Origin of the sequence: Bradyrhizobium sp. 1 (assembly GCF_023073315.1) — a bacterium.
In the GTDB taxonomy this organism is placed as follows: domain Bacteria; phylum Pseudomonadota; class Alphaproteobacteria; order Rhizobiales; family Xanthobacteraceae; genus Bradyrhizobium.
Genome location: NZ_JADPJH010000026.1, coordinates 216,167 through 236,203 on the forward strand (window position 1 = coordinate 216,167; position 20,037 = coordinate 236,203).

Below are 20,037 nucleotides of genomic sequence, written 5' to 3' on the forward strand. Positions count from 1 at the left end.
CACCGTTTCCGTCGAGAGACTGTCACCCCACCCCGTCTCATATTTCGCTGCGCTTCATATGAGCCGACCCACGGGCGAGCCACGCTCGTCCCGGACCCCTCCAGGGGAGGGTAAGAACAAAAAAATGTCCCCCGACCTCCACTTCATCCTCTTCCTTCTCTTGCGCATGGCGATCGCGGCGGCGTTCGTCGTGACGGCGTCTGTTATCACCGAGCGTTCGGGCCCCGTGATCGGTGCGCTGATCGCGACCTTGCCGGTGTCGGCCGGTCCCTCCTACGTCTTCCTCGCGATCGACCACGGCGCCGCCTTCATCGCGCAGGGCGCGCTGGCGAGCCTGCCGATCAACGCGGCGACGATTTTCATGTGTCTCACCTATGTCTTGCTGGCGCAGCGGCGCGGCATGCTGATGAGTTGCGCGAGCGCGTTTGCGGTCTGGATCGTTCTGGCCTCGATCATCCGCCAGTTCGACTGGTCGCTCACCGCCGGGCTCGCGGTCAATCTGATCGCGTTCGGCATCTGCATTCCGCTGCTCTCGGGCTATCGCCACGTCAAGATGCCGCTGGTGACACGCCGCTGGTACGACGTCCCGATGCGGGCCGTGCTGGTCGCAACGCTCGTCGCCATCGTGGTCTCGACCTCCAGCTGGGTCGGCCCCCGCATCAGCGGCATCATCGCGATCTTTCCGGTCGTGTTCTCCAGCATCATGGTGATCCTGCATCCGCGCATCGGCGGTCCACCGACGGCCGCCGTGCTCGCCAACTCCGCCTGGGGCCTGCTCGGATTCGGCATGGCGATTGCGGTGATGCACGCTGCGGTCGTGTGCTTCGGCTCCGTTATCGGGCTCTGGCTTGCGCTTGGCACTTGCGTGACCTGGAATCTGACGCTGTGGTGGATGGGCCGACGGAGGCCTAGAGGCAACGTGGCCTGACAGCATCGTCGCGCAAACTTTTCGCGGCGAGCCGCAGTACTACGGTGGTGCGCTCACGTGCGGCAGCGATGCGTCCGGCAGTGCACTTTTCGTCCTTGCCAGGCATGTTGCCCCGCTAAGTCATTGAATGATCATTCATCTGCGGATGCGTCGTCGCTGCGGTGCAGGTTGTTTCGAGCGTTTTTCGATCACTCGCGCATGCCGTTTATCGATAGTTTAGTTAGCGGTTTGTTTCTGCTTGCGCCTTATCTTTGGGCTCGTTGGCTTCCAGTTTAGCGTTCAACGCCATTTTTCGCGGCTATCGGTTCATGGCACCGAGCACAACCCAGATCAATTTGGAGAGACCATGTTCAAGCGCAAGTCGAATAGCGGTGCACTGGTTCTGACGGCAACCAAGGCTGTGAGCGCCAACCTGATGGTGGCCGACAACGACCTGAACATCGTCTATATGAATGACGCGGTGACAGACCTGCTGCGCGCGGCTGAGTCCGACCTCAAGAAGGAGCTGCCCCACTTCAACGTGGCTACGCTCGTTGGAACCAACATCGATGTGTTTCATAAAAATCCCCAGCATCAGCGCCAGATGCTGGCGAGCCTCAGCGCGGTGCATCGCGCGATGATCCAGGTTGGTGGCCACAAATTCGACCTCGTTGCGACACCGCTGAAGAACGAAGACGGCAGCCGCGCCGGAACCGTCGTGGAATGGTCCAATGCCTCGGTCCGCCTTCAGAACCTCGACTTCGGGGGGCAGGTTGCCGCTGCGAACCGTTCACAAGCGGTCATCGAATTCGCGATGAATGGCACGGTCCTCACCGCCAACGAAAATTTCTTGCGAACGCTCGACTACGCGTTGAATGAAATCCAGGGCAAGCATCACAGCATGTTCGTGCCACCAGCGGAACGCGACAGTGCGGCCTATCGCGATTTCTGGGCCGCGCTGAACCGCGGTGAATATCAAGCCGCGGAATACAAGCGCATCGGCAAGGCCGGCAAGGAAGTCTGGATCCAAGCCTCCTACAATCCTGTCTTCGACGAGAAGGGCAGGCCCAGCAAGGTAGTGAAGTTCGCAACTGACGTCACCGCACAGAAGCTCAGGAACGCCGACCTCGCCGGCCAGATCGCGGCGATCGACAAGGCGCAGGCCGTGATCGAGTTCAACATGGACGGCACCATCATCACCGCCAACGCGAATTTCCTCAGCGCGCTCGGCTATTCGCTGGCCGAGATCAAGGGCCATCATCACAGCATGTTCGTCGAGCCGTCGGAGCGCGACGGCGCCGGCTATCGCGAGTTCTGGGCGGCCCTCAATCGCGGCCAGTATCAGGCAGCCGAATACAAGCGCATCGGCAAGGGTGGCAAGGAGGTCTATATCCAGGCCTCCTACAACCCGATCATGGATCTGAACGGCAAGCCGTACAAGGTGGTGAAATACGCCACCGATGTCACGAGGCAGGTGCTGGTGCGCATGGGCAACGAGCGCGTCCGCGCGATGATGGAATCGGTCGCCGCCGGATCGGAGGAGCTGAACGCCTCGGTGCGGGAGATCTCCGAAGCCATGACCAAGTCGCGCCAGACCGCCAGCAGTGCGGTGGATCAGGTCGCGTCCGCCGACTCGCAGGCCCAGCGCCTCACGGAAGCGGCACTGGCCATGAGCGGGATCGTCGAGCTCATCAACAACATCACTGGGCAGATCAACCTGCTGGCACTTAACGCCACGATCGAATCGGCGCGCGCGGGCGAAGCCGGTCGCGGCTTTGCGGTGGTCGCCTCCGAGGTCAAGAGCCTTGCCAACCAGGCCAAGCAGGCCACCGACAAGATCGGCGCGGAGATCGCCAGTCTCAACGGCATCTCCGGTGACGTCGTCACCGCCCTGGCTTCGATCAAGACGGCCATCAACAACGTCAGCGAATATGTGACGTCGACGGCCGCCGCGATCGAGGAGCAGAGCACGGTGACCAACGAGATGTCGACGAGCATGCAGCGCGCGGCCGCCGAAGCCGCCGCCATGGCCGCTAGCGCGTAGCAACCCGCGCAGAAGCGTAGGGTGGGTTAGCGCCAGCGTAACCCACCAGCTTCGACATCGCGGCAAAAGAAGTGGTGGGTTACGCCTTCGGCCAACCCGCCCTACTGCACGGTCACGGCTTCGGCAGCTTGGCCCTTAACGCATACAGCGCATCAAGTGCCTCGCGCGGGGACATCTCGTCGGGGTGCAGCGCCTTCACCGCTTCCATCAACAGTTCGGCCTCGCTCGGCGGCGCAGCTTCGGCGGCCGCGCGCGAGGGGACGGCGAACAGCGGCAGGTCGTCGGCCAGCGCGCGTGCGGTCTGGCCGCGGTCCTGGGCCTCCAGTTTTGCCAACACTGATTTGGCGCGCGTGATCACGGCCGGCGGCAGGCCCGCGAGTTTGGCCACTTGAATGCCGTAAGAGCGATCCGCCGAGCCCGGCAGCACCTCGTGCAGGAACACGACATTGCCCTGCCATTCCTTCACCCGCACCGTCGCGTTGAACATCCGCGGCAGTTTTGCCGAGAGCGCGGTCAGCTCGTGATAATGCGTCGCGAACAGCGTGCGGCAGCGATTGCTTTCGTGCAGATGCTCGATCGCGGCCCAGGCGATCGAGAGGCCGTCAAAGGTCGCGGTGCCGCGGCCGATCTCGTCGAGGATCACCAGCGCGCGCTCGCCGGCCTGGTTGAGGATTGCAGCCGTCTCGACCATCTCCACCATGAAGGTGGAGCGGCCGCGGGCGAGATCGTCGGCGGCGCCGACGCGCGAGAACAGGCGGTCGATGATGCCGATCCGCGCGCGCGTGGCCGGCACGAAACTTCCGATTTGAGCAAGAAGAGCAATCAGCGCGTTCTGGCGCAGGAAGGTCGATTTACCGGCCATGTTCGGACCGGTCAGCAGCCAGAGCTGGCCGGACTTTTGCGCAGGTCCTGGCGACAGGTCGCAAGCATTGGCGATGAACGGTTCGCCGTTGCGCTTGAGCGCCTGCTCGACCACGGGATGGCGGCCAGCCTCGATGGCGAAGCCGAGGGAGTCATCCACGTCCGGCCGCACATAATTGTCGTCGACCGCGAGCTTGGCGAGCGAGGTCGCAACGTCGAGCAGCGCAAAGGCATGGGCGGCGGCGCGCAGATCGTCGCTGATATCAAGCGCCTTCGCGGAAAGCCGCTCGAAGATTTCGAGCTCGAGGCCGAGCGCGCGATCGCCGGCATTGGCGATCTTGGCCTCGATCTCGCCGAGCTCAGAGGTGGTGAAGCGCACCTGCCCCGCGAGCGTCTGGCGATGGATGAAGGTCGCGTTCAGCGGCGCGGACATCAGCTTGTCGCCGTGTTGCGCGGTGACCTCGACGAAATAGCCGAGCACGTTGTTGTGGCGGATCTTGAGGCCCTTGACGCCCGTATTGTCGGCGTAGCGCGCCTGCATCGAGGCGACCACCAGGCGCGAGGCGTCGCGCAGACTCCGCGTTTCGTCGAGCGCGGGCTCGTAGCCCTGGCGAACGAAGCCGCCATCGCGCTTGATCAGCGGCAGTTGCTCGTCGAGGGCGATAGCAAATTCTGCCGCGAGTTCGCGCGACGGTTTTTGCAGCGCCGCCATCACCGTTGTGATCTCGTACGGTGGCTGATCGAGCTCGCCGAGCCGCGCCAGCACCTGGTCGGCGGCGACGATGCCATCGCGTAAGCCCGCAAGGTCGCGCGGTCCGCCGCGGCCGACCGAGAGACGGGCCAGTGCACGCGACATGTCGGGCGCGCCGCGCAAAATGCTGCGGATGTCTTCGCGGGCAGCGGAATCGGCAACAAAGACGCTGACGGCATCGAGCCGCCGCGCGATCGCCGCCGCGTCTGTCAGCGGCGCCGCCAGCCGCTGCGTCAGCAGGCGTGAGCCGGCAGAGGTCACCGTGCAGTCGATGGCATCAAGCAGCGAGCCGCGGCGTTCGCCCGCAAGCGTCCGCGTCAGTTCGAGATTGGCGCGTGTGGCCGGGTCAATCGCCATGGTCGCGCCCGAAGCCTCGCGGGCCGGCGGCGACAGTGGCGGATGCTTGCCGACCTGGGTTCGATCGACATAGGTGACGGCGGCGGCAGCAGCCGTGGCTTCGAGGCGCGTCAGCTGCGCCAGCCCGTCCATGGTCGCAACGGCAAAGTAGTCGCAGAGGCGTTTTTCGGCGGTGGCGCCGTCGAAGACGTCGCGGGTCAGCGGCGTCACCGCCGGCAGCTCGCGCAAGGTCTGTCCGAGCTCGCTGTCGTTATAGAGTGCGTCGGCGACGATGGCTTCGTTCGGATTGATGCGCGCCAGCGTTGCGGCGAGCTCGCCGCTGGAGCATTCCAGCACGGTGAATTCGGCGGTCGAGATGTCGATCCAGGCGAGGCCGAAGCGGTCGCCGCCACCGGAGGCGCGGGCGCGCGCGATCGCCAGCAGATAATTGTTGGCGCGTGCGTCGAGCAGCGTGTCCTCAGTCAGCGTGCCCGGCGTGACCAGCCGCACCACGCCGCGGCGGACCACGCTCTTGTTGCCGCGGGCTTTCGCGGCTGCGGGATCCTCGGTCTGCTCGCACACCGCGACCCGGTGTCCGGCGATGATCAGGCGGTGCAGATAATCCTCGGAGCGCTCGACCGGCACGCCACACATCGGAATGTCGGCGCCCTGGTGCTTGCCGCGCTTGGTCAGGACGATGCCGAGCGTTTTCGAGGCGATCTCGGCGTCTTCGAAGAACAGCTCGTAGAAATCGCCCATCCGGTAGAAAAGCAGCAGGCCCTGATGCGCCGCCTTGATCTCGAGGTACTGTTCCATCATCGGCGTGACGCGCGCGATGGCCTCCGCTGGCTGTGCGGCTACTTCGTCGGGGGGCGGGACAGGTATCGGCTGTTGCATGGTCATGGGCGGCGCAACCTACAAAATTTCGGCACCTGCTCCTATCGCTTTGGCCGGGGAGGGGAGGTTTTCCACGTTGTCCGCACCGCGGCATGCGCCGGCGGTGTGCGCACCCCTCGGAACAGGCAAGAAACCGTCAATTGACCTGCCGCGGGCGCCCTCCTAAAACTCCGCCGACATCGAAGAAATTTGGAAGAATTTTCGCCGAACCGCGGCATTCAGGGAGAACAACGATGCGTGACGTCTTTATCTGCGATGCCGTGCGGACCCCGATCGGCCGTTTCGGCGGCTCGCTCGCCAAGGTGCGCGCCGACGATCTGGCCGCCGCGCCGATCAAGGCGCTGATGGCAAAACACCCCAATCTCGACTGGGCGCAGGTGGACGAAGTCTTCTTCGGCTGCGCCAACCAGGCCGGCGAGGACAACCGCAACGTCGCGCGCATGGCGCTGCTGCTGGCGGGCCTGCCGGATTCGGTTCCCGGCCAGACACTGAACCGGCTCTGCGCCTCCGGCCTCGATGCGGTCGGCGCGGCCGGTCGCGCGATCCGCTCCGGCGAAATCGAGCTTGCGATTGCCGGCGGCGTCGAATCCATGACCCGCGCGCCCTTCGTGATGGGCAAGGCGCAGGAGGCCTTCTCGCGCTCGGCTGAAATCTTCGACACCACGATCGGCTGGCGCTTCATCAATCCGCTGCTCAAGGCGCAGTACGGAGTTGATGCGATGCCCGAGACCGGCGAGAACGTCGCCGAGGAATTCCAGGTCTCGCGTGCCGACCAGGACGCCTTCGCGATCCGCTCGCAGCAGCGCGCCGGTGCGGCGATTGCGGCCGGCTATTTCGCGGAAGAAATCATCGCGATCACAATTCCTGGCGGCAAGGCCGGTCCCATCACGATCGACAAGGATGAGCATCCGCGCCCCGAGACCACGCTGGAAGCCCTCGCTAAGCTGAAGCCGATCGTGCGCAACCCCGGCACGGTCACCGCCGGTAATGCGTCGGGCGTCAATGACGGCGCCGCGGCGATGATCCTGGCGTCGGAAGCCGCGGTGAAGAAGCATGGCCTGACGCCCCGGGCGCGCATCCTTGGACTTGCCTCGGCCGGCGTGCCGCCGCGCATCATGGGCATCGGCCCGGTGCCGGCGACCCGCAAGCTGATGGAGCGGCTCGGCAAGAAGATCAGCGATTTCGACCTGATCGAGCTCAACGAAGCTTTCGCCTCGCAGGGCATCGCCTGCATGCGCCAGCTCGGCGTCGCCGATGATGCCGACTTCGTCAATCCGCACGGCGGCGCCATCGCGCTCGGTCATCCCCTCGGCATGAGCGGCGCGCGTCTCGCGCTCACCGCCGTCCACGGCATGGAAAAGCGCGGCGGCAAGCTGGCGCTGGCCACCATGTGCGTCGGCGTCGGCCAGGGTGTTGCGGTTGCGATCGAGAAGCTGAACTAAGCTCTCTCCCTCTCCTCGCCTGCGGGGAGAGGGCCTTCAGGGGCCGTGCCATGATCATCAAAAGCGAGCAGGACGTCACGGCCGCCGCGTTGGCGGTGATGGAGCAAACCTCCGATCCGCGGATGCGGCAGATCATGATCTCGCTGGTCAAGCATCTGCATGGCTTCGTTCGCGATGTCAGGCTGACCGAGAAGGAGTTTCGCGATGCCACGGCTGTTATCGCCGAGCTTGGGAAGCTCACGACCGACACGCATAACGAAGTCGTGCTGATGGCCGGATCGCTCGGCGTCTCGCCGCTGGTGTGCCTGCTCAACAATGGCGATCAGGGCAACACCGAAACCGATCAGTCGCTGCTCGGCCCGTTCTGGCGGCTGAACTCGCCGCGGGTGGAGAACGGTGGCTCGATCGTCCGCTCGGAAACGCCGGGTGCGCCGCTGTTCGTCAACGGCCACGTCGTCGACAAGGACGGCGGTCCCGTCGCCGGCGCGGAGATCGATGTCTGGCACGCTTCCCCGGTCGGCCTCTACGAGAACCAGGACCCCGAGCAGGCCGACATGAATCTGCGCGGCAAGTTCACGACCGATTCCGACGGGCGCTTCGCCTTCCGTTCGGTGATGATGGTCGGCTATCCCATTCCGACCAACGGCGTGGTTGGCCGCCTGCTCGAAGCGCAGAGCCGCCACCCCTATCGCCCGGCGCATCTGCATGCCTTGATCTTCAAGCCCGGCTTCAAGGTGCTGATCTCGCAGGTCTACGATCCCAACGATCCCCATATCGACAGCGACGTGCAGTTCGGGGTGACGCAGGCGCTGATCGGCAAGGTCCAGCGCCACGATGCGCCGCATCCGACCGCACGCGACGTCGCGATGCCCTGGTATTCGCTCGATCACACCTACCGGCTGGAAGCCGGCGACGCCGTGCTGCCGCGCGCGCCGATCAAATAGAACGCTCCTGCCGGGTTCGGGAAGGCCGCCAAACCCGCTTCCCTAGATTAGTTATATTCTATAATGATCGGGGGGAAGCGTTGACCGGCCGGACCAAAATGGCCGGGGAGGAGTTCGCCAATGACATTCATCTATCCCGTTGACAGCAACAAGGCGCATCCGCTGCCGCTGTCGCCCGAGTACAAGAGCTCGATCAAGCGCGCGCCGAACAAGCCGTTGATCCCGATGCGCCACACGCTGTCGGAATTGACCGGCCCGGTCTACGGCCACGAGACCGTGCGCGAGGGCGATGCCGATCTCACCACCCAGCACACCGGCGAGCCGATCGGCGAGCGCATCATCGTCCACGGCCATGTGCGCGACGAAGACGGACGCGGCGTGCCGAACTCGCTGGTCGAGATCTGGCAGGCCAATGCTTGCGGCCGCTATGTCCATGTCCGCGACCAGCATCCGGCGCCGCTCGATGCGAATTTCACCGGAGCAGGCCGCACAATGAGCGATGCCGCCGGCTACTACCGGTTCGTCACCATCAAGCCCGGCGCCTATCCCTGGGGCAATCACCACAACGCCTGGCGGCCCGCGCATATTCATCTCTCGGTGTTCGGCCATTCCTTCGTCACGCGGCTGGTGACGCAGATGTATTTCCCGGCCGACCCGCTGTTTCCGTTCGACCCGATCTTCAATTCGGTGCCGGACGAGAAGGCGCGGGCGCGGATGGTCTCGTCGTTCGATCTGGAGAACACCCAGCCCGAATGGGCGCTGTGCTACCGCTTCGACATCGTGCTGCGGGGCAAGAACGCCACGCCTATGGAGAACCACTAACGTGCAGGGAAGCGAGATGGACAACGGGATCACCCCATCGCAGACCGTCGGCCCGTTCTTCAAATACGGCATGACGCCGACTGGCGAATATGCCTGGAACGACGCGTTCACCAACTCGACATTGACGCCCGACGTCACCGGCGATCGCGTCCGCATCGAGGGCCGGGTGCTCGACGGCGACGGTGCCACCATGCCCGACGCCATGCTGGAGATCTGGCAGGCGGACGCGCAGGGGCGCTACGCCGACCCGCAGGACAAGCGCGCGCTGCCGAACGCCAGCTTCCGCGGCTTCGCCCGCTGCGGTACCGACAAGGACGGCAACTATTCCTTCGACACCATCAAGCCCGGCGTCGTGCCCGACCCCGACGGCAAGCCGCAGGCGCCGCACATCGTTCTGGCGGTGTTCGCGCGCGGCATGCTGCGGCATCTCTACACCCGGATCTATTTCAGCGACGAGGCCGGCAACGCCGCCGATCCCGTGCTGGCGCTGGTGCCGGCCGACCGCCGCGCCACGCTGATCGCAGTGCGCGAGGCCGGCAAGGCGGTCTATCGCCTCGACCTGCGTTTGCAGGGTGATAGCGAGACGGTGTTCTTCGATGTCTGAGACATGGGTGTGCCGGCGATACCAGTCGGCGGCACGCTTTTCTCACTGAGCGCATCGTCGACCGGGACGGCGCCGCATTTCCCGTAATTCTCCGGGATCTTCGCGTTGCAATTTCCGCGCGAAGAAAGTCCGTGTTTACCGTAGTCCTTTATGGTCCGGTTGGATTCGGCGCGGCCAACCGGACTGTTCCATGAAAATTCGTCTTTCGCTGTCTTCGGCGATCATTGCTTTCGGCATCGTGATCGCCATCGGCTTCACCGCGGTCGTCTCCACCAGCCTGTACGCGCTGCGCGAGCTCAAGGTCGGCGGTCCGCTCTATTCCGACATCAAGCTCGGCAACGACCTCATCGCGGACATCTTGCCGCCGCCGGAATATGTCATCGAGGCCTATCTCGAGGCGACGCTGGCCATGCGCGAACCGGACCAGCTGGCGGCCCATGGCGACCGGCTGGTCCAGCTCCGCAAGGATTACGACGAGCGCAAGGCGTTCTGGGTCGGCTCCAGCCTCTCGGCCGACCTGAAGACCGCGCTGGTGTCGAAGTCCGATGCCGAGGTCCAGAAGTTCTGGAAGCTCCTGTCCGACCAGCTCCTGCCGGCTCTCAAGGCCAAGGACATGGCCGCCGCCGAGCGCGCCTATGCGCAGCTCAAGGACGCCTACGCCGCGCATCGTGCCGTCATCGACAGCATCGTCGAGAGCGCCAACAAGCAGAACGCGGACATGGAGAAGCTGGCCGCGGATCGCGACAGTGCGATGCTCTATATCCTCCTCGGCGTCTCCGCCGCGGTCCTGGCTTTCATCGCCGCCGGCCTGCTTGGCGTCGCGCTCGGTGTGGTGCGCCCGATCGTGCGCATGACCGGGACGATGCAGAAGCTCGCCACCGGGGATCTCGCCGCCGATATTCCCTTCGCCAACCGGCAGGACGAGGTCGGCTCGATGGCGGGTGCCCTCTTGGTGTTCAAGCAGTCCGCGGTCGAGAATTCCCGCCTGCGCGAAGAGCAGTTGCGGACGGAGCGGGAGGCCGCGCTGGCCAAGCGCGGCGCACTGCACCAGATGGCCGAAACCGTTGAGCGCGAGACCGGCCGCTCGGTCGACACTGCGAGTGCGGCGACGCAAGGCGTGGAACGGGCCGCCGCCAGCCTGTCCGAGATTGCCCGATCGCTGTCCATGGAGTCGCAGGCGGTCGCCTCCGCATCCACCCAGGCGCTGGGCAGTTCGCAGGCCGTCTCGGCTGCGGCCCAGGAGCTGAGCGCCTCGATCCGGGAGATCGCGAGCCAGGTCGCGCGTACCAGCGCGGTAACCAAATCGGCGGTCGCCGGCCGCGAGCAGGCGCGTTCGACCATCCAGGCGCTGGCCGGATCAGTGAAGAAGATCGCCGAAGTCTCCGACCTCATCGGCGGCATCGCCGGCCAAACCAATCTCTTGGCGCTCAACGCCACGATCGAGGCGGCGCGCGCCGGTGAGGCCGGCCGCGGCTTCGCGGTGGTCGCCGCCGAAGTGAAATCCCTCTCCGATCAGACCGCCAAATCCACCGAGGAGATCACCCGGCTGATTGCCGAGATCCAGGCCTCGACGCAGGCCGCGGTCGATGCTGTCGAGACGATGGGGGGCCACATCGTCGAGATCGACGGCGTCGCAACCTCGGTCGCCGCGGCGATGGAAGAGCAGGACGCCGCGACGCGGGAGATCACGCGCTCGATCTCCGAATCAGCGTCTGCCGCGAAGGAGGTCTCGGCCAAGATCGGCCATGTCAGCCGCGACGCCGCCTCGGTGAACGAGCGCGCCGCGGAGGTCAGGCAGGCGATCGCAGGTATGGCGGCCAACCTAGAGCAGTTGCGGTCGGTCGTGGTCCGGACCGTGCGCGATTCGACTGCGGCAGCTTGAGCCGGGCATCAGGTCGGCCGCTGGTGCCCGCGGTGTTGATCGTGCAGTATGGCGCGGGACAGGGGCATCGTGGTCATGACACCTCCACAACTGCCGGCGGTCGTTGAGCCCGCCCGACTGACGGCGGCGCTGCGCAGGAGCGGCGCGCTGGACGCCGGTGCGGTGCGCGAGGTCAAGGTGCTGCACCAGCGCGACACCGTCGTGTCACACATCATCCGTCTTGGCCTGCGCTATGTCGGGGAATCCGCCGGTGCGCCGCAATCACTGATCCTGAAGACCGCGAATTCCGCTTTCGCAGAGACGCTTGCCAATGGTGGCCGGCATGAGGTTGCCTACTACACGCAGCTCGCGATGAAAATGCCGCCGGGACTGGTGCCGCGCCGCTTTGACGGACATTTCGACGAGGAGAGCCTTACCTGGCACCTGCTGCTCGAGGATCTCACCGATAGCCACGATGTCGCAACACAATGGCCGCTGCCGCCGTCACGCGAGCAAACGAGCGCGATCGTTACGACGCTCGCACGCTGGCACGCGGCGTGGTGGGATCATCCCGATCTTGGCGACACCGTCGGCAGCTGGGCGAGCACTGAAGACAGTGCGCAGCACATGGAGACCTTTGCCGGCCACTACGATCGCTTCGCGGACCTCCTCGGTGATCGCCTCAGCGAGGAGCGGCGCATTCTTTACCGTCGCCTCATCGATCAGTCGGCCCGATTATCCGAGCGCTATCATTCGCGCCGTCAGCTCAGCATCACCCATGGCGATGCCCATACCTGGAATTTCCTGCTGCCGCGCGCCGGCGTCGCCGATACCGTGCGCATCTTCGATTTCGATCTGTGGGGCATCAACGTCCCGACCAACGACCTCGCCTACATGATGGCGATGCAATGGTATCCGGAACGACGACAGGCGCTCGAACGCTCCATGCTCAACCTCTACCACGACACGCTGATCGAAAGCGGCATCACAGGCTACACGCGCGGGGCGCTCGATCGCGATTATCGCTGGTCGGTGCTCTGGCACATCACCAAGCCGGTCTGGCAATGGAGCATCAACATCCCCCCGGTGATCTGGTGGAATAATCTGGAGCGGGTGATGATGGCGGTCGAGGATTTGGGCTGCGAGGAGCTGTTGTAGTCGGTGTGTGTCCCGGGCGCGGCGCAGCGTGTAGCGCTGCGCCGCAGAACCGGGACCCATCGTGTCGTGGACATGGGCCCCGGCTCAGCAGCGCACCGCCGAAGAGGCGCTGCGCTGCGTCCGGGGCAGGAGAGACCTACTCCATCACCGCGTGTTCCGGCCCCGCCGACTGCTTGCGTAGCGTCGCCTTGGTCGAGCCGATCATCAGGGCGAGCGGGATGGTGCAGAGGATGAAGACCATCACCAGCATATAGTCGTGCGCAAACGCGATAATCTGCGCCTGCACGCTCACCATTCTGTCGGCCATGGCGCGGCCGGCGTCGGTGGAGAGGTTGATCAGGCCGCTGACGCTGGGCATCTGGAGCGCGTGGTTGAACGGGTTGATGTGCTCGGACAGGATCGCATAAGTCTTGCGCGTGCCCTGCGTCAGTTCCGCGACGACGATGGAAATGCCGACCGAACTCGCGACGTTGCGCATCAACGTCAGCATCGAGGTTCCGTCGGTGCGCAGATGGTTCGGCAGCGACAGGAACGCAACCGTCGAGAGCGGGACGAAGACGAGGCCGAAACCGAAGCCCTGGATCACGCTGACGATGACGATCTCCGGCACCTGGGTCTGGTCAGTCCAGCCGGTCATCTGGAACAGCGATGCCGCCGTCAGCGTCAGGCCGGTGATGATCAGCGTGCGCGCCTCAATGTAGCGCATGATGCGGCCGACCATCATCATGGCGAAGAAAGTCCCGAAGCCGCGGCTCGCGAGCAGGCCACCGGCGGTCATGATGGGATAGCCGACGACGTTCTGAAGATAGGGCGAGGCCAGCGCCATGGTGGAGTACAGCACGAGCCCCATCACCGTCATGAAAATGCAGCCGGTCAGGAAGTTGCGGTCTTTGAACAGCGCGAACTGGATGAACGGCCGTGTGGTTGTGAACGAGTGGGCGAAGAAATAGTAGAACGCTATCCCAGAGATGGCGAACTCGGTCACGATCTCGACCGATTGGAACCAGTCGAGCTGTTCGCCGCGGTCGAGCGCGAGTTGGAGTGCGCCGATCCCGATCGCCAGCGCGGCAAAGCCGAACCAATCGAATTTCAGGCTGAGATTCTTGTCGGTCTCATCCATGAAGATGCTGAGCCCGAGCACCGTGATCGCGCCGAACGGGATGTTGACGAAGAACACCCAGTGCCAGGAATAGCTCTCGGTCAGCCATGCACCTAACGAAGGTCCCATGATCGGGCCCATCATCACGCCCATGCCCCAGATCGACATTGCCGTGGCGCGCTCCTGGAGCGTGTAATAGTCGAGCATGACGGATTGCGACAACGGCACCAGCGCTGCGCCGAACACGCCCTGCAGCAGCCGGAACAGCACCATCTGGTTGATGTCCTGCGCGAGGCCGCACATTACCGAGGCGAAGGTGAAGCCGGCCGCGCAGATGATGAAGATGCGCTTGCGGCCGAAGCGGTTGGAGATCCAGCCCACCGGCGCCGTCATAATCGCGGCGGCGACGATGTAGGAGGTCAGCACCCAGTTGATCTGGTCCTGGGACGCCGACAGCGTGCCCTGCATGTAGGGCAGCGCGACGTTGGCGATGGTGGTGTCCAGCGCCTGCATGATGGTCGCAGTCATGGCGCAGATCGTCACCATGTTCCGGCGCAGGCCGGGGACCATCAGGGCGGGATTCGACTCCGCCATCGTCTCAGTCCTTGTCCTGATCTTTGTCTTGGCTCGCAGTCGCCGACAGGCCGAGCAGGCCGGCGAGCGAGCGCTGGTGGCCGGTGTCGATGGTGGCATAAACGCTCATGCCGGCCTTCAGCTTCCGCACGTATTTGTCGGTCTCGTCGAAATAGATGCGGATCGGCACGCGCTGCACGACCTTGACGAAATTGCCGGTCGCGTTCTGCGGCGGCAGGATCGCGAACTGCGCGCCGGTGCCGGGCGAGAGCGAGCCGATCTTGCCCTTGAAGACGTGGTTCGGGAACGCATCGACTTCGAGGGTAACGGCCTGTCCCTCAGTAACGTGGGTGAGGTCGCTTTCCTTCGGGTTGGCGTCGACCCAGGGATGGGCAACGTCGATGATGGAGAACACCGGTGTGCCGGCCGTGACGTAGCGGCCGAGCTGGATCTGCTCGACCTGAGTGGCAACGCCGCCCATCGGCGCGCGCAGCACCGCGTGATCGAGATTGCGCTGGGCCTCGTCGAGCTTCGCCTTCGCCTGGACGTAGGGCGGGAATTGTTCAAGCGGCAGATCGGGATTGCCGAGCAGCTGGGTCTTCGCATTGGACAGCTGCTGCTTGACGAACTGCGTTTGGGCGCCGGCGGTGACGAGCGCATTGGCGGCGTTGTCGAGGTCGAGCTGCGAGCCGAAATTGCTCTTCACCAGCGACCGCTTGCGCTCGACGTCGCGCTGCTTCAGGTCGACGCCCTGCTGCGCCAAATCGAGCATCTGCGCGTAGATCTTGATGTTGGCGATCAGATTGTCATAGGTCGTACGAGACTGGTCGAGCGCGGCCTTGGCCTGATCGACGGCAAGGCGGAACGGCACGGGATCAATCTCGAACAGCTCGTCGCCCTGCTTGACGATCTGGCCCTCCTTCACGACGACCTTCTCGATCTTGCCGGAAATGTCGGGCGTCACCAGCACCTTCTGTGCGCCGACATAGGCATCGTCGGTGCCAACATAGCGGCCACCGTTGAGATAGAAGGTGATGCCGGCGATGGCGACGACGATTGGCAGCACGACCATCAGCAGGAATCGCCGATAGCGGCGCAGGCCTGCCAGCAGGCGGCGGCGCGGATTGGTGCCGGCCTTCTTGGTGGGCTTGCCGCTGTCGATCTTCTGCTCGGGCTGGAACTTGAGAACCTGATCAGCCATAGCGCTGCTCCTTACGCGCTTGTTCCGCTCCGCTGGTCTGGATGGCGTTTCGCACGTTTTCCTTGATTGATTCGAGTTGGGTGAGAAGACGGTGGGCGTCCGCCGGGCTGATGCCCTCGAGCGCGTTGGCCGTAAGCTCCGACTTCAGGCCGCTCATCTTGCCGAGCAACGATCGTCCGGCCTTCTTGAGGTACAGGCGCTTGACGCGGCGGTCCGAGGCGTCGTTGCGGCGCTCGATCCAGTCGCTGTCGCAGAGCTTGTCGATCAGCCGCGTCAGTGTGATCGGCTGCATCTCCAGAAGTTCGGCGAGTTCCGACTGCTTCATGCCCTCGCTGCGCTCGACCTTTGACAGCACGGCCCATTGGGCGCGGGTGATGCCGAAGCGCGATGCCTCCTTGTCGGCGTAGACGCGGAGCAGGCGGTAGAGTTCACCGAGCGTGAACAGGAAGTTCTGGTCGACCGACCCGCGGGTCATAAACTTTGTCTCCAATGAGCTTGACTATGATAAGCAAGCTTATGATTATTTCATGGCGGCTTAACGGGACGCTGTCCCGCGGCAACAGCATGGCTGGCAGCCGTGCGGCCGGTCGCGCTTTGGGTTCCCTCGCCGAAATGCTAGAACGCCGATCCCATGACCTTCGCGAAGCCGGCATTTCCGACGCCTGACCATGATCACGGCCGCTGCACCGCGGACGCGCTGTCGCATGCCGAGGCGGTCTGCACGCAGCGGGCGCAGAAATTCACACCTATACGCCGCCAGGTGCTGGGGGCGTTACTCTCCAGCCATCGCCCGCTCGGCGCCTATGAGGTGATCGACGAATTGGCAAAATCGATGCCGCGGCCGGCGCCGATCACGGTCTATCGTGCTCTCGATTTCTTGATGGCCAACGGCCTCGTGCACCGCATCGAGAGCCGCAACGCCTATCTTGCCTGCGCCGCCCATGACCATGACGCGACTTCGGCGGTGGCGTTCCTGATCTGCGAGCGCTGTGGTTTGGTCGGCGAGATCCCGTCGACGTCCTTCGCCGGGGATCTCAACGCCGCGGCGCGAGCGTCAGGCTTCGCACCAAAGCTGTCCGTGGTGGAGATCACGGGCGTCTGCACCCATTGTCAGAAAGCTGCATAAGCAACAACGGCGGCCAAGCCGGTATCCGGGAAGACATGTCCTCACCTCAAATCAACCCATCCGCCGCGCGCCCTCTCAGTGCCGGCGCCATCGCCCTGATGCTGATGCTGTGCCTGACCTGGGGCTTCAACCAGATTGCGGTGAAGCTGGTGCTGCCGGAGATTCCGCCGATGCTCCAGGCCACGATCCGCTCGATCGGCGCGCTGCCGGTGTTGTTCATTATCGGCACGTTTCGCGGCGTCAAATTCTTCGAACGTGACGGCACCTGGAAGGCCGGGCTGATCGCCGGACTGATGTTCGGCATCGAGTTCGTGCTGATCTACCAGGGCCTGCGCTTCACGCCGGCGTCCCGCGCAGTGGTGTTCCTCTACACCGCGCCGTTCTTCGTCGCGCTCGGCGCCTACCAGGTGCTCGGCGAGCGACTCGGCGGCACGCAATGGCTGGGTCTGGCCGTGAGCTTTGCCGGCGTCGCGCTCGCGATCGGCGTGCCGCAGCCGGATGTCGATGCCAAGGTGCTGCTCGGCGACCTCATGATCGTCGGCGGTGCCGGGCTGTGGGCGGCGACCACGCTGGTCGCCAAGAGCACGCGGCTGCGCTTCATCGCGCCCGAGAAGGCGCTGGGCTATCAGGTCGCGACCTCGATCCCGATCCTGGGCCTTGCCGCCTGGCTGTTCGGCGAGACCATCCCCCACACGCCGTCGCCGCAGTCCATGGTGCTGGTGGCCTTCCAGGCGATCTGGGTGGTGGGAACCACGTTCACGCTTTGGTTCGCGCTGGTGAAGACCTATTCGGCCAGCAAATTGTCGGCTTTTACCTTCATCACCCCTTTGTTTGGCGTGGTGGGTAGCTATTTCATCATGCACGACACCCTGAGCCTGACATTCGGGGCCGCCGCGGTCCTTGTAATTGCTGGGCTTTTTCTGGTTAACCGTCCCAGCCAATCCGCTGCGGCGCCGCGCGATGCATTGCTGAACGTCACCAAAACCTGATATTTGGACCCCATGAACAAGTTCGAAAACCCCCTCGATTCCGACGTTGCGGGCCCGGCGCCCCGGCACCAGACCACCCAGGTGAAGGTTGGCGACGTCGCCGTTGGCGGCGGTGCGCCGATCGTCGTGCAGTCGATGACCAACACCGACACCGCCGATATCGACGGCACCATCGCCCAGGTCGCAGCGCTCGCGCGCGCCGGCTCTGAACTGGTCCGCATCACCGTCGATCGCGAGGAGGCGGCAGCCGCCGTTCCGCACATCCGCGACGGCCTGCTGAAGCTCGGTCTCACCACGCCCTTGATCGGCGACTTCCACTATATCGGCCACAAGCTGCTCGCGGCCTACCCGGCCTGCGCCGAGGCGCTCGCGAAGTACCGAATCAATCCCGGCAATGTCGGCTTCAAGGACAAGCGCGACACCCAGTTTGGCGACATCATCGAGATCGCCAACAAGAACAACAAGCCGGTCCGCATCGGCGCCAATTGGGGCTCGCTCGACCAGGAGCTGCTGACCAGGCTGATGGATGAGAACACCGCCTCGGCCAATCCGCGCGATGCGCGCGCGGTGATGCGCGAAGCCATGGTGCAGTCGGCCCTGCTCTCGGCCGCGCGCGCCGAAGAGCTCGGCATGCCCAAGGACCGCATCATCCTGTCGGCCAAGGTCTCGGCAGTGCAGGATCTGATCGCGGTCTACGAGGTTCTCGCCAGCCGTTCCGACTATGCCATCCATCTCGGCCTCACCGAGGCCGGCATGGGCACCAAGGGCATCGTTGCCTCCTCCGCCGCGCTCGGCATCCTGCTTCAACAGGGCATCGGCGACACCATCCGCATCTCGTTGACGCCGGAGCCCGGCGGCGACCGTACCCGCGAAGTGCAGGTCGGCCAGGAACTGCTACAGACCATGGGCTTCCGCACCTTCGTGCCGCTGGTTGCGGCCTGTCCCGGCTGCGGTCGCACCACCTCGACCACGTTCCAGGAGCTGGCCCAATCGATCCAGGGTTTCATCCGTGACGAGATGCCGGGCTGGAAGACAAAGTACCCGGGCGTCGAAGACCTCAACGTTGCCGTCATGGGCTGCATCGTCAACGGCCCCGGCGAATCCAAGCACGCCAATATCGGCATCTCCTTGCCCGGCACCGGCGAAGCGCCGGCCGCGCCGGTGTTTGTTGACGGCAAGAAGTTCCGCACGTTGCGCGGGCCCACGATCTCCGCCGACTTCAAGGCGCTGGTGATCGACTACATCGACCAGCGTTACGGCCAGGGCGCCAAGGTGCCGGTGACCGCGGCGGAGTAGGCGTCTCCCAAACATCGAATGCGTAGGGCGGGTTGGCGAAGCGTAACCCGCCTTATTTTTGCGTGTGCGAAGTGGCGGGTTACGCTTCGCCAACCCGCCCTATATTGCTACGATGGCTCCCAATCAAAATGATCGGGAGACACGCCATGAGCTCACTCGCCGGCAAGCAGGGTCCGCGTTACCGCCACACGGCGGAAGACGGCGCACCTTACGAGACCATCGCGGTCGAAAAGCTCACGCCCATCATCGGCGCGGAAATCTCCGGCGTCGACATCGGCAAGCTCGTCTCGGACGATGCCCGCTCCAACCAGCAGATGGATGAGATCCATCGTGCGCTGGCCGAGAACCTGGTCATATTCTTCCGCGACCAGGAGATCACGCCAAAGCAGCATCTTGCTTTCGGTCGCAAGTTCGGCGAGCTGCATTTTCATCCTGCCGCGCCGCACGAGGACGAAGACCCGGCGCTGATGAAGATCTACGCCGACAAGAACTCGCCGCGCGCCAATGGCGAGGGCTGGCATTCCGACGTGTCCTGCGATCTCGAACCGCCGATGGGCTCGATCCTCTACATCAAGCAGTGCCCGCCGCGTGGCGGCGACACGCTGTTCGCCAACATGTATGCCGCCTATGAGGCGCTGTCGGATCGCATGAAGGCTTATCTCGACGGACTGACCGCGCTGCACGACGGCGAGCCGATCTATCGCGGGCTCTACGCGAACTACGGCGTTGCCGACCGTCCGTCCTATCCCAGCGCCGAGCATCCGGTGGTGCGCACCCATCCGGTCACGGGCAGGAAGGCGCTCTACGTCAATCGTGGCTTCACCCGCCACATCAACGGCGTCCCGCGCGACGAGAGCGACGCGATGCTGGCCTATCTCTACCAGCACGCCGAGAACCCATTGTTCCAGTGCCGTTTCCGCTGGACCGAGAACGCCATCGCCTTCTGGGACAACCGCTGCGCCCAGCACCGCGCGATGTGGGATTACTGGCCGCACACGCGGTCGGGGACGCGGGTGACGGTGAAGGGGGAGCGGCCGGTGTGATTGGCGTAGGGCGGATTAGCGAAGCGTAATCCGCCACTTTTATCGCGGTGAGAGAAGTGGTGGGTTACGCCCAGCGAACTGCG

General features: G+C 64.5%; 16 protein-coding genes. 12 read left to right on the top strand and 4 right to left on the bottom strand.

Annotation, left to right across the window (positions count from 1 at the left end):
* Nucleotides 1–124 precede the first annotated feature (124 nt).
* Together IVB29_RS21545 and IVB29_RS21550 are read left to right on the top strand one after the other, a co-directional pair.
* The gene (locus IVB29_RS21545) at nucleotides 125–928 is read left to right on the top strand and encodes a hypothetical protein (RefSeq protein WP_247505395.1); all 804 of its coding nucleotides are present in this window, start codon (nucleotides 125–127) and stop codon (nucleotides 926–928) included.
* A 346-nt stretch (nucleotides 929–1,274) separates the two neighbouring features.
* Entirely contained in the window at nucleotides 1,275–2,951 is a 1,677-nt protein-coding gene (locus tag IVB29_RS21550) for a PAS domain-containing methyl-accepting chemotaxis protein (RefSeq protein WP_247505396.1), read from the top strand.
* Nucleotides 2,952–3,063: 112 nt separating this feature from the next.
* Here the strand turns inward: IVB29_RS21550 and mutS are convergent, their stop codons facing one another.
* Nucleotides 3,064–5,802, bottom strand: coding sequence for a DNA mismatch repair protein MutS (gene mutS / locus IVB29_RS21555; protein ID WP_247505397.1), 2,739 nt, complete (start codon nucleotides 5,800–5,802; stop codon nucleotides 3,064–3,066).
* A 227-nt stretch (nucleotides 5,803–6,029) separates the two neighbouring features.
* Between mutS and pcaF the strand changes: the two genes are divergently transcribed.
* From pcaF to IVB29_RS21585, 6 genes are all read left to right on the top strand, one after another.
* Complete coding sequence (pcaF, locus tag IVB29_RS21560) at nucleotides 6,030–7,238, top strand: 3-oxoadipyl-CoA thiolase (protein WP_247505398.1); 1,209 nt, start codon at nucleotides 6,030–6,032, stop codon at nucleotides 7,236–7,238.
* Nucleotides 7,239–7,288: 50 nt separating this feature from the next.
* A complete protein-coding gene (locus tag IVB29_RS21565; protein ID WP_247505399.1) occupies nucleotides 7,289–8,182 on the top strand; it encodes a dioxygenase in 894 nt (297 codons plus the stop codon).
* Nucleotides 8,183–8,302: 120 nt separating this feature from the next.
* A complete protein-coding gene (pcaH, locus tag IVB29_RS21570) occupies nucleotides 8,303–9,004 on the top strand; it encodes a protocatechuate 3,4-dioxygenase subunit beta (protein ID WP_247505400.1) in 702 nt (233 codons plus the stop codon).
* 16 nt (nucleotides 9,005–9,020) lie between these two features.
* On the top strand, nucleotides 9,021–9,608 hold the full coding sequence (gene pcaG, locus IVB29_RS21575) for a protocatechuate 3,4-dioxygenase subunit alpha (protein ID WP_247505401.1): 588 nt from the start codon (nucleotides 9,021–9,023) through the stop codon (nucleotides 9,606–9,608).
* Nucleotides 9,609–9,798: 190 nt separating this feature from the next.
* Nucleotides 9,799–11,490, top strand: a complete 1,692-nt coding sequence (locus IVB29_RS21580; protein WP_247505402.1) for a methyl-accepting chemotaxis protein — start codon at nucleotides 9,799–9,801, stop codon at nucleotides 11,488–11,490.
* Nucleotides 11,491–11,538: 48 nt separating this feature from the next.
* A complete protein-coding gene (locus tag IVB29_RS21585; RefSeq protein WP_247505403.1) occupies nucleotides 11,539–12,627 on the top strand; it encodes an ecdysteroid 22-kinase family protein in 1,089 nt (362 codons plus the stop codon).
* Nucleotides 12,628–12,763: 136 nt separating this feature from the next.
* Here the strand turns inward: IVB29_RS21585 and IVB29_RS21590 are convergent, their stop codons facing one another.
* The 3 genes from IVB29_RS21590 to IVB29_RS21600 are packed head-to-tail and all read right to left on the bottom strand — an operon-like array spanning nucleotide 12,764 to nucleotide 15,975.
* The gene (locus IVB29_RS21590; RefSeq protein WP_247505404.1) at nucleotides 12,764–14,320 is read right to left on the bottom strand and encodes an MDR family MFS transporter; all 1,557 of its coding nucleotides are present in this window, start codon (nucleotides 14,318–14,320) and stop codon (nucleotides 12,764–12,766) included.
* A gap of 4 nt (nucleotides 14,321–14,324) precedes the next feature.
* Complete coding sequence (locus tag IVB29_RS21595; protein WP_247505405.1) at nucleotides 14,325–15,500, bottom strand: HlyD family secretion protein; 1,176 nt, start codon at nucleotides 15,498–15,500, stop codon at nucleotides 14,325–14,327.
* Nucleotides 15,493–15,975: a MarR family transcriptional regulator gene (locus IVB29_RS21600; RefSeq protein ID WP_247505406.1), complete on the bottom strand. Its 483-nt coding sequence runs from the start codon at nucleotides 15,973–15,975 to the stop codon at nucleotides 15,493–15,495. Before IVB29_RS21600 ends, IVB29_RS21595 begins: the two co-directional genes overlap by 8 nt.
* 156 nt (nucleotides 15,976–16,131) lie before the next feature.
* Between IVB29_RS21600 and IVB29_RS21605 the strand changes: the two genes are divergently transcribed.
* The 4 genes from IVB29_RS21605 to IVB29_RS21620 all read left to right on the top strand — a co-directional run bounded on the left by IVB29_RS21605 (nucleotide 16,132) and on the right by IVB29_RS21620 (nucleotide 19,954).
* Complete coding sequence (locus IVB29_RS21605) at nucleotides 16,132–16,626, top strand: transcriptional repressor (RefSeq protein WP_247505407.1); 495 nt, start codon at nucleotides 16,132–16,134, stop codon at nucleotides 16,624–16,626.
* 35 nt (nucleotides 16,627–16,661) lie between these two features.
* The gene (locus IVB29_RS21610) at nucleotides 16,662–17,615 is read left to right on the top strand and encodes a DMT family transporter (protein ID WP_247505408.1); all 954 of its coding nucleotides are present in this window, start codon (nucleotides 16,662–16,664) and stop codon (nucleotides 17,613–17,615) included.
* A 12-nt stretch (nucleotides 17,616–17,627) separates the two neighbouring features.
* Nucleotides 17,628–18,911, top strand: a complete 1,284-nt coding sequence (gene ispG, locus IVB29_RS21615; protein ID WP_247505409.1) for a flavodoxin-dependent (E)-4-hydroxy-3-methylbut-2-enyl-diphosphate synthase — start codon at nucleotides 17,628–17,630, stop codon at nucleotides 18,909–18,911.
* 146 nt (nucleotides 18,912–19,057) lie between these two features.
* A complete protein-coding gene (locus tag IVB29_RS21620) occupies nucleotides 19,058–19,954 on the top strand; it encodes a TauD/TfdA family dioxygenase (RefSeq protein ID WP_247505410.1) in 897 nt (298 codons plus the stop codon).
* The last annotated feature ends 83 nt before the right edge of the window (nucleotides 19,955–20,037 follow it).

Excerpts from the sequence above, each read along its gene's own strand:
- IVB29_RS21595 (WP_247505405.1), bottom strand. The coding sequence starts at position 15,500 with ATGGCTGATCAGGTTCTCAAGTTCCAGCCCGAGCAGAAGATCGACAGC.
- IVB29_RS21545 (WP_247505395.1), top strand. The coding sequence starts at position 125 with ATGTCCCCCGACCTCCACTTCATCCTCTTCCTTCTCTTGCGCATGGCG.
- pcaF (WP_247505398.1), top strand. The coding sequence starts at position 6,030 with ATGCGTGACGTCTTTATCTGCGATGCCGTGCGGACCCCGATCGGCCGT.
- ispG (WP_247505409.1), top strand. The coding sequence starts at position 17,628 with ATGAACAAGTTCGAAAACCCCCTCGATTCCGACGTTGCGGGCCCGGCG.
- IVB29_RS21565 (WP_247505399.1), top strand. The coding sequence starts at position 7,289 with ATGATCATCAAAAGCGAGCAGGACGTCACGGCCGCCGCGTTGGCGGTG.
- IVB29_RS21585 (WP_247505403.1), top strand. The coding sequence starts at position 11,539 with ATGGCGCGGGACAGGGGCATCGTGGTCATGACACCTCCACAACTGCCG.
- IVB29_RS21605 (WP_247505407.1), top strand. The coding sequence starts at position 16,132 with ATGACCTTCGCGAAGCCGGCATTTCCGACGCCTGACCATGATCACGGC.
- IVB29_RS21610 (WP_247505408.1), top strand. The coding sequence starts at position 16,662 with ATGTCCTCACCTCAAATCAACCCATCCGCCGCGCGCCCTCTCAGTGCC.
- pcaH (WP_247505400.1), top strand. The coding sequence starts at position 8,303 with ATGACATTCATCTATCCCGTTGACAGCAACAAGGCGCATCCGCTGCCG.
- IVB29_RS21550 (WP_247505396.1), top strand. The coding sequence starts at position 1,275 with ATGTTCAAGCGCAAGTCGAATAGCGGTGCACTGGTTCTGACGGCAACC.
- IVB29_RS21620 (WP_247505410.1), top strand. The coding sequence starts at position 19,058 with ATGAGCTCACTCGCCGGCAAGCAGGGTCCGCGTTACCGCCACACGGCG.
- IVB29_RS21590 (WP_247505404.1), bottom strand. The coding sequence starts at position 14,320 with ATGGCGGAGTCGAATCCCGCCCTGATGGTCCCCGGCCTGCGCCGGAAC.
- IVB29_RS21600 (WP_247505406.1), bottom strand. The coding sequence starts at position 15,975 with ATGACCCGCGGGTCGGTCGACCAGAACTTCCTGTTCACGCTCGGTGAA.
- IVB29_RS21580 (WP_247505402.1), top strand. The coding sequence starts at position 9,799 with ATGAAAATTCGTCTTTCGCTGTCTTCGGCGATCATTGCTTTCGGCATC.
- pcaG (WP_247505401.1), top strand. The coding sequence starts at position 9,021 with ATGGACAACGGGATCACCCCATCGCAGACCGTCGGCCCGTTCTTCAAA.
- mutS (WP_247505397.1), bottom strand. The coding sequence starts at position 5,802 with ATGACCATGCAACAGCCGATACCTGTCCCGCCCCCCGACGAAGTAGCC.